General features: G+C 38.4%; 7 protein-coding genes and 3 tRNA genes. 3 read left to right on the forward strand and 7 right to left on the reverse strand.

All coding sequences use genetic code 11. From position 1 onward, the window contains the following. Window positions 1-400 precede the first annotated feature (400 nt). A complete protein-coding gene (locus tag DWY37_RS10460; RefSeq protein ID WP_118177301.1) occupies window positions 401-1,279 on the forward strand; it encodes a LysR family transcriptional regulator in 879 nt (292 codons plus the stop codon). 138 nt (window positions 1,280-1,417) lie between these two features. Here the strand turns inward: DWY37_RS10460 and DWY37_RS10465 are convergent. Then, window positions 1,418-1,488: transfer RNA gene (locus DWY37_RS10465), tRNA-Cys, on the reverse strand. 69 nt (window positions 1,489-1,557) lie between these two features. Next, window positions 1,558-1,629, reverse strand: a tRNA-Glu gene (locus tag DWY37_RS10470). 246 nt (window positions 1,630-1,875) lie between these two features. Here DWY37_RS10470 and DWY37_RS10475 point away from each other — a divergent pair. After that, complete coding sequence (locus tag DWY37_RS10475; protein ID WP_158552132.1) at window positions 1,876-2,769, forward strand: ABC transporter ATP-binding protein; 894 nt, start codon at window positions 1,876-1,878, stop codon at window positions 2,767-2,769. A gap of 1 nt (window position 2,770) precedes the next feature. Next, a complete protein-coding gene (locus tag DWY37_RS10480) occupies window positions 2,771-3,565 on the forward strand; it encodes an ABC transporter permease (protein WP_117699232.1) in 795 nt (264 codons plus the stop codon). 151 nt (window positions 3,566-3,716) lie between these two features. On the opposite strand, the gene DWY37_RS10485 is transcribed toward DWY37_RS10480, so the two are convergent. From DWY37_RS10485 to DWY37_RS10505, 5 genes are all read right to left on the reverse strand, one after another. Next, window positions 3,717-5,648: an oxidoreductase gene (locus DWY37_RS10485; protein WP_118542278.1), complete on the reverse strand. Its 1,932-nt coding sequence runs from the start codon at window positions 5,646-5,648 to the stop codon at window positions 3,717-3,719. A gap of 23 nt (window positions 5,649-5,671) precedes the next feature. Then, a complete protein-coding gene (locus DWY37_RS10490) occupies window positions 5,672-7,036 on the reverse strand; it encodes a PTS transporter subunit EIIC (protein WP_117699295.1) in 1,365 nt (454 codons plus the stop codon). Window positions 7,037-7,299: 263 nt separating this feature from the next. Then, the gene (locus DWY37_RS10495) at window positions 7,300-8,121 is read right to left on the reverse strand and encodes a PRD domain-containing protein (protein WP_118544501.1); all 822 of its coding nucleotides are present in this window, start codon (window positions 8,119-8,121) and stop codon (window positions 7,300-7,302) included. A gap of 4 nt (window positions 8,122-8,125) precedes the next feature. Then, window positions 8,126-8,650 carry a PTS sugar transporter subunit IIA gene (locus tag DWY37_RS10500; RefSeq protein WP_242986312.1) on the reverse strand — a complete coding sequence of 175 codons (525 nt, stop codon included), beginning with the start codon at window positions 8,648-8,650 and terminating at the stop codon, window positions 8,126-8,128. A gap of 333 nt (window positions 8,651-8,983) precedes the next feature. Next, window positions 8,984-9,056 (reverse strand) — tRNA-Asn (locus tag DWY37_RS10505). Window positions 9,057-9,165: the final 109 nt, after the last annotated feature.

Genomic DNA, 9,165 nt, shown 5'->3' on the forward strand with positions numbered 1-9,165 from the left:
TGCTGAATAATGTCTGCAAGGGGCACTAAGAATTTCGACCTATAACTGAATAAGCCTGGCAACCGGCGCAAATTCACATCCATGTTCATATGCGCCTCGCTGGCACTTCCCTGTGCCAGCGTTGCCGGATGCCAGACGAAATTTCAAGTGCCCCTAACAGCCCTTAAAATGCATCCGTACTTCGGCGAACCGGGCAGTTATCATGTCAAACATTGGAAAGACTGTTTTAATAACAGAAAGAAAAACATGTGCTTTAGAACTGCGGCATTTCATATCAAAAATAATCTTCCCTGCATACCCGGAACTATATTGGAAATCCTATATTTTTTACAATCCCCTCCACAAACCACATAAATTATATTTTCAAATGATTCCCACAAAACAAAAGAGGTATTTTATTATGACATTAGACTCCTACCGTAACTTTGTAACCATTGTAGATTGCGGCAGTATCGTAGCAGCTGCCAATAAGCTTCTGATTGCACAGCCTTCTTTGAGTAACCAGCTAAAAAATATTGAGAAAACCTATGGTGCGAAGCTTCTTCTCCGGGGAAACCGTTCCTTAGAGCTGACGGATGCAGGAAGAATCTTTTACAAACGTGCCAAAGAGATTTGCATGATGGAAGAGGGCTTACGAAATGAATTGCTGAACCAGAAAGCCGGCTTCTCTGAACTGTTGAAGATTTCAATTCCAGCCGGTAACTCTCCTTATTTTCTGCACAAATTTTTTGATGCCTTTATCGCAAAGCATCCGAAAGTAAATTATGACTTTTATGAGATTCCAAGCGAATTTGTTATTCCGAATGTCTTAAATGGAATTACGGAGATTGGGCTGATTCGCTCTGCCGCACCCGGACATGGTGCGCTTACACTTTATCCCTATGAAAGAGAGGATATTGTTGCGCTGTTTCCAAAAGACCATCCCCTGGCTAAAATCAAAGGAAAGCTTTCTGTCCCAGACCTTGCCAACTACCCGCTGGCAATTCCTTTTGACTGTCTGGATATTGTTTATGCTTCTTTTGGACACTATCTTCTTTCGCCAAATGTTTCCATGATTACTTCTCCGAAAACCACTGCCATTGAGTGGGCACGATCTTTCGGAAGTGTAGCCTTAGTCTCCCTGACGAATGAGGACATGCGTGAAATTAAGGATATGTGCATCAAATATATTTCCGATGAAAACCTCTATATTATGAGTGCTTTTATTATCAGCAAAGACCGGCACCTTTCGAAGATTGCGAAGGAATTTTTGCAGGTGCATGGTATTGAAGTTTCTTAAGGTGCTCGCCAACTACGAGAAACACGCTTTGCGAGTTTCTCGAGTTATCGCGGTGCTCGTCAAATCTGCATGCAAGCATGCGATTTTTCTCGCTACTCGCGTAAAAAAAAGAGAATCTATAAAAGATTCTCTTGAAAGAGGCGACAACCAGATTCGAACTGGTGATAAGGGTGTTGCAGACCCGTGCCTTACCACTTGGCTATGTCGCCATATTCTGTTGTAACACTTCCAGTATATGCAGTGGCACATTTTTTATGCCTCATATTCTGTTCGTGTAATGACTCCGACGGGAATCGAACCCGTGTTACCGCCGTGAAAGGGCGATGTCTTAACCGCTTGACCACGGAGCCAGATACGTTCCAACGACCGTCAGAACGTGTTTTAGTATACCATAGAGTAGTAGTGATGTAAAGCGTTTTTTACGAATTATTCGTCATAATTTTGCTGGAGTAATTTTGCTCAAAATTTTGTCTCAAAATTATTCTCTTTAAGGGTACACTTCTTTTCCCCTTCTGTCCATCTTTTAAAATTTTCTTCTTGACATTACTGTCTTAGTGTATTATTGTAGTAATACAAATAAAGAAGGAGATATGTTTATGGAAACAATATTGCAAACAACGAATCTTTCCCGGCAATTCGGTAAGAAGATGGCTGTAAATAATGTAAATATGACCATTCACAAAGGTGATATTTACGGATTCATTGGAAAAAACGGTGCCGGCAAAACAACTTTCATGCGCCTTGTCTTAGGTACTGCTTTCCCTACCAAAGGAGAAATCAAATTATTTGGCGGCGAGCCTTTCGATAAAGCCAGACGCAAAATCGGTTCTTTAATCGAAGCACCTGGACTTTATAAAAACTGTACCGCCTATGAAAACTTAAAGCAGTTTTCCTTAATTTACGGTGGCACCGATGCAGAGATTAAGGAAATCCTTTCTCTGGTTGGGCTTGCTGATACCGGTAATAAAAAAGCCGGCAAATTTTCCCTTGGAATGCGCCAGCGTCTTGGTATTGCCATTGCACTTCTCGGCAATCCGGAGTTCTTAGTCTTAGATGAGCCGGTAAACGGTCTTGACCCTGCCGGAATGAAGGAAGTCCGTGATTTGATTTTAAAGCTGAATCATGAGAAAAATATCACGATTCTTATTTCCAGCCACTTATTAGATGAGCTGTCCAAAATCGTTACCAGATATGGAATTATCAACGACGGTATGCTGATTGAAGAAGTTACTGCTGCAGAATTAAATGAACGCTGCCAGCACAAACTGATTTTTACAGTAGATGATGTGCAGAAAACAGCCGCTATTTTTGCAGAAACTATTCCGGCAGAACAGATTCGCATTGCCGGCAATCAGGTGATTCTCTCCTCACATCTTGAGGAAGCCGCTGAATTAAACAAACGTCTGGTTCAACAGGACATTGCGGTAAACGGTTTCTGGGTGCATGCAGAAGGACTTGAACAATACTTTATGAAACGGATAGGTGGTTAATATGGAACAATTATTTAGATTTGAATTTCGAAAATTATTCCGTCAGAAGAGCTTTTACATCTGTGGCTGTGTGTTAATCGGATTAATTCTTCTGACCGCAGTAACATTAAATATGATTTACAGTTTATCACAGGGAAATATGGAAGCTGGCGGCGTAACCGTAAGTGCTTCTGACGATGGATTCCTTTATACCGGCATATATATGCTGGTTGGTGCAGTATCTTCCAGCAACTTTACGATTGTACTGGCTGTATTTCTTTCCCTCTTTGTATGCAGCGACTACACCAATGGCACTTTAAAAAATATCATTGCAAGAGGCTACAGCCGCACCCGCATTTATGCGGTAAAATACATGGTATCCTTAGCTGCCACAACGGTTTATACCATTGTCTGCTGGGTTACCGGATTCCTTGCCGGCACTGCATTCTGGAAAGTTGGAAGCCTTTCCGGTACCACAGGAGATCTGGTTATCACCCTGCTTTTACAGCTTCTTGGTAACTTTGCATATACCTCCCTTTTCTTCCTGATTACAGTTCTATTTAAGAAAACAGGCGGTTCCATCGCAGTTGGTATCATCGGTCCACTGGTTTTGTCCATGATTATTTCACTGGCAGATACGCTGACACATAAAAAATCTTTTGATTTTGCTGATTACTGGCTGGATAATTGCATGTATCAGACTGCAGCAGACAGTATGGCATCTGATATGATGATCCGCTGCTTCATCTGCTTCCTGGTTTATGCTGTTTTATTCTATGTTATCAGTATATTTGTTGGAAAACGTAACGAAGTATAACTTCAAGTTACCACCAGGTCATCTATTCTGTAATCAGTTATAGATTTATCCTTTCGTCCACTTAAATGAAAAAGGACTCTCTTTGCAGAATTAAATCCTGTGAGTGTCCTTTTTCTACATGCTATTCAAAAATGAGGGATTTTTCTAAAATTTATAAATGTGCAGAAATGTAATATCCATCTTCTAATGCACTCCATACCGTACCTACACGATTTGCATCTCCTATTATATTGGTATCCTGCACAATTCCAAAATATTCATTTGCTTCATCCAGTCTTGCGCGCATTCCTGCTGCAAATATAACTGTATCAGCTAAAATCTCTTTCTGACTGCCATCTTCCATTTCCGTGATTACAGAATGTTCACGGATTTCTTTACAACTTGTCTTAGTTATTGCTGTCAGATTTTTACATTTATCCATCTCAGTTTTCAAAGCTACTTTCATGATGTCATTCAATGTCCGGTTCAGGACTGGTCCTAATTCTAGAATTGTTACTTTCCTTCCCATTTTTGCCAGATCAACACCAAGTTCACAGCCTATCGAACCACCTCCGATAATAACAACATTTTCTCCTGTCTTCTCTAAGTTTTTATAAGCATCAATTGCTGTCATAATCTGATTTTTTTCCATTCCGGATATCTGGAATGTTACAGGATATGCTCCTAATGCCAGTATTATGCTGTCTGCATTAAGTTCACGGATTTTCTGTGGATCCATTCTGGTATTTAAATACACTTTTACTCCTGATTTATAAAGTCTGTTGCTTAGGTAGTCTTTTAGTCTTTTTAAATCCTGCTTGGTACTGTCATAATCTGCACAAATTAACTGTCCTCCAAGAGCTGCTTCTCCTTCATACAGACTTACGTCATGACCACGTTCTGCTGCTGTGATTGCTGCTTTCATACCTGCAGGACCTCCTCCCACAACCACTACTTTTTTCTTTCTATCTGCCTTTGGAAGCACATTTGGTACTCTGTCTTCATGGAGATAGCGCGGATTAACAGAACAACATGGTACGGAATTCATTCCTACATGACTGCGTTTTTCTTCCTCTGTACGATACTGATATGGATTATAGCAATTCATACAACGAATGCATGGAACAATATCTTCACTGCGTCCTTCATAGGCTTTTTGCGCCCACCATGGATCTGCAATCAATTGCCTTCCTACAACAATTGCATCCGCATATCCTTTTTCCAGAATGTCCTCCGCTTCTTCCGGTGTCATAATACCACCAACTACTGCTACTGGAATCTTTACCTGCTCTTTTACTTTTCGTGCAAGATCAACATTAATCATATGGGGCGCATAAGCGGTAGAAGACATGTAAATCTTTGTATTATTATTTACTTCAACACCACAGGAAATATGTACCATATCAATTTTATCTTCTATACTCTTAATAAATGCTGCAACTTCCTCTACCTGCATTCCTCCTTCAATATGTTCATCACCACTGATACGCATATCCAGCATATAATCTGGACCAACTGCTTTTCTTACCCTGTCTACAATCATGGTAGGAAACTTAATTCTATTTTCAAAGCTTCCACCATATTCATCTGTTCTTTTATTAAAATATGGCGATAAAAATTCTGCTGGAAGCCAGCCATGACCAAAATGCAAAAGTACACTGTCAAAACCATATTCCTTTGCATCTAAGGCTGATTTTGCAAATTTATCTGCAATATCCTCCATCATTGCCTCATCCATTGCCCGTACTTCAGTTCCATCTTCTCTTGTATAAGATACTGGTCCAATCGCATAATCACCCTTTTCTACCATTGCAAACTGTCCACAATGACATAACTCAAATTCTGCTTTTGCGCCTCTTTGACGGATGATCGATACTTCTTCCCTGACTTTTGCTGCTTTAAAAAGGTCTGCAAAACAATACGGTCCTGGCGTCAGACGCATTCTGGAATCATCTACGGAACCACTGGTTCCGCGGATAATCATTCCAATACCACTTAAAGATTTGTCTGTATTACTTCCAAGTGGTGCTGATATAATACGATTTTTCAGTACTACCTTATTTACTTTTAAAGGTTCAAATAATTTTGGATATTTACAGTTCATTCTATTCCCTTCTTTCCTATAACTTATACTGCCTGTTCTTCCGGAATATCCTTAAATCCCATAAATATTGTAATCAAAAATGCTCCCACAAAGGATACTGTCATAAGAATGCACCAGATTACAAAAGTATCACCAAAGAATGCAGGAAGTCCGCCAAGTCCACAGAGACTTAATGCTGTACATTTTACACCAAATGCCAGTGAAAATGCAGAACAGATTGCATCCATAATTCCAAGAGAAATTAAAGGTTTCTTAGCTGGAAGTAATACACCAAACAATGCTGGCTCTGTAATTCCTACAACTGCCATAAGAGAGGCAGACATGGATGTTGTTTTCATCTTGCTGTTTTTGGTCTTAAACCATACTCCTAATGCTGCTCCACCAATTGCGATATTTCCATATGCAAGTAACGGGAAGAAATAAGAAAATCCTTGACTTGCAAGCTCTGTTAAAGTAATTGGAAGTGCAATTCCGTTATGTACACCTGTCATAACAAGATATGGTGCGATTGCTCCAATAATGATACCACCTACAACAGACATCTTTGTAAAGATAAATGAAATTCCACCACAAAGTCCATTTCCAATCCAGGTTGCAATCGGTCCTGTTACTATCAGAATAACTGGAATTGAAATTATCATAGTAATAATCGGAATTAATAAGCTTGACAATACCTTTGGACTTATCTTCTTTGCAAGTTTGTTAATCAGCATTACAACAGGCATAGAAAGAAGAATTGGTGTAATGGAAGAAGCATAAGAAACCAGTGTCACCGGAATTCCAATAAAACTTGCTGTTCCGCCTGCACTTCCAAGCTCAATCAGTGTTGGATAAACCAAAACTGCTCCTACCAATGCTCCAATATACGGATTTACGCAGAGTTTTTTTGCTGCTGCAAATCCTAAGAAAATTGGAAGGAAATAATATCCTGCCTGTCCAATGGCATATAATACCTGATAGGTATAAGTAGTTGTATCTATGTTAATATAATTTAACATTGCCAGTAAACTCTGGATAAATCCGGATGCAATCAGAATAGGTACAATTGGCTGAATAGAGTTTGCGATGTAATCAATGATTACTGCACCTACGGATTTCTTCTTTTTTACGACTGCTGTCGCTTCTTCCTCTCCGCTATCACTGATATGTACAATTTTTTCCAGTTCATCATATACATCATTACATTTTCCACCAAAGATAATCTGAATTGTATTGGATGCCCAGTTCAATCCCTGGCAGCCTTCAATTTTCTTAATCTGTGCATCATTTACTTTATCCTTATCCTTTACTTCTACACGAACACGCGTAAAACAGCTCATGATGCTTATTACATTTTCTTCTCCCCCTACATTCTGCAGAACTTCTAATGCTGCTTTCTTGTAATCCATAATAATTTCCTCCTTTTTGTTTTACATCATTATCTTCAATTTTACATTTATCCTGTTACATCCCTCCTTTCTTACAGGATAAATATGCATTTATTTTGTCATACAGGTATGAAAGTTCTTCTTACCTGCATAATCTACAGGATATTCTCTTTCGGATTTTCCGTAAAAAAAGCAGACCCTCAAACAGGATTCCTTTACCTATAAACAGTAAATGTTATCCCGTTTTCAGGTCTGGCCTAATTTAATAGTGACCACCCTTTCCGCTATTCCTTGCAATTTCTTAAATGCAATACCAGATAATTTCCTTCGGAATTGGTAATATGTCTTCCAAATTTATCATAAAGAAGATCCGATAGTCTCTCAATACAATCAACTTCTTCGTGAAATACTTCACGAACTGTCTTTTTCATTAATTCATCTTCTTTTGTACTTTCTTTATCTTCTACATAACGTTGTGCAAAATATTTCACATGTGTAACAAGTCTTGTATAAGATAAGGAATTTTCATCTACGTCTGTTAAATATTCCTTTTTTATATAATCCAATGCTATATCAATTACCTGAAAAACCTTATTTACCATGCGGCGATCCTGTTGAAATTCTGATGCAATAAGATGCATGGCAATATAACCAACCTCTTCATCCGGAATTACTACATGGAACAATTCCTTTATGCGTTCCCTTGCATACAGACCTAATTTCCATTCATTCTGATAAAACTGCCTTACCTCTGTCGTAAATGGATTATCCAGTTGTATCCCTTCTTTAAGCCTTTTTACCGCAAATTGTATATGATCCATAAGTGCCAGCGTGTTCTGTTCTTCCGGTGAAAAATTATATTCCGTTCTCGCCTTATAAAATATATCTTCTACCAGTTCAAGATATTCTGGCGAAATCTGGCGGATCAAATCTACCAGTTTTTCATTTTCATTTGCAACAAATATTTTCTGGATTTTACTTTCGTCTATGATATCTCCCTTTTTGGCATGGAATCCAATTCCTTTTCCAACAATTACAACTTCACCGTGTTTTCTATCCCATCCCATTACAACATTATTGTTAAAAGGTTGTTCTATTTTTAACATATCCTTACACCCTCTCCAGTTTTAGTAACTCCTCTCCCGCCTTAACATTTTCTGATTTTGTAGTCTGACATGTAAAAGTATCTGAATTTTCCACTACAACCATTACCGTTGCTTTATATTTCTCACGAATCAGTGACAAATCAAATTTCATCAGCAGCTCTCCTGCTTTGACCTTTCTGCCCTGCTCAACAAATACCTCAAATCCATTTCCTTTTAATTCTACCGTATCAATTCCCACATGCATGATAATTCCAGCTCCATCTTCTGATTCTATTCCGATTACATGTCCGGTAGGAAATACCACAGATATTTTTCCATCAACTGGTGCATACAGATAACCTTCTACTGGTTCAATACCAACTCCATCTCCCATAATTTTCTGGGAAAATACCGCATCTTCAACTTCTTCTAACGGAATTATTTTTCCACTGACCGGTGCATATATTTTGTCTTTCTCCACCATATAAATATCAATACCTTTTTGTTTTTCTTTTATCATATTTTCTATATGTTTTTTAAATAATTGCATGTTATCCTCCTTGTTCTACAAGCTACATAAACTCTGAGAGATAGTTAAGCATATAAATTTCTCCCTATAAGAGAATTTTCATAACGATATTTCCTATGAAAATAAAAAAACCAAAATCAGTACACTACTGATTTTGGTTTAGCCTGCTTTACCAGTGACATTTCCAAAGTCTCTCTTAATTTAATTAAATTATATTTGATTTCTGTTTTGTTGTCAATTGATATTTTTTACCAATATCTTTTTATAAATTTGTGCAATATATATAATATCATTTTCAGAATATTTCATTTCAAACAAAAAGCCCGACAGCAACATCTGCTATCGAGCAATTAGCTCCCCGAGTAGGACTCGAACCTACGACAGCGCGGTTAACAGCCGCGTGCTCTACCAACTGAGCTATCGAGGATTATTAAGTTAAAGAATGACGTTCGCCTGAAATCAGGTAACGCCATCGTTAAAGGTACATACCTTCAAAACTTCATACAGATTGTTTCCGAGTTGCTTTGGTCAAGCCC

Origin of the sequence: Roseburia sp. AF25-13LB, assembly GCF_003478915.1 — a bacterium.
GTDB classification, from domain to species: domain Bacteria; phylum Bacillota; class Clostridia; order Lachnospirales; family Lachnospiraceae; genus Roseburia_C; species Roseburia_C amylophila.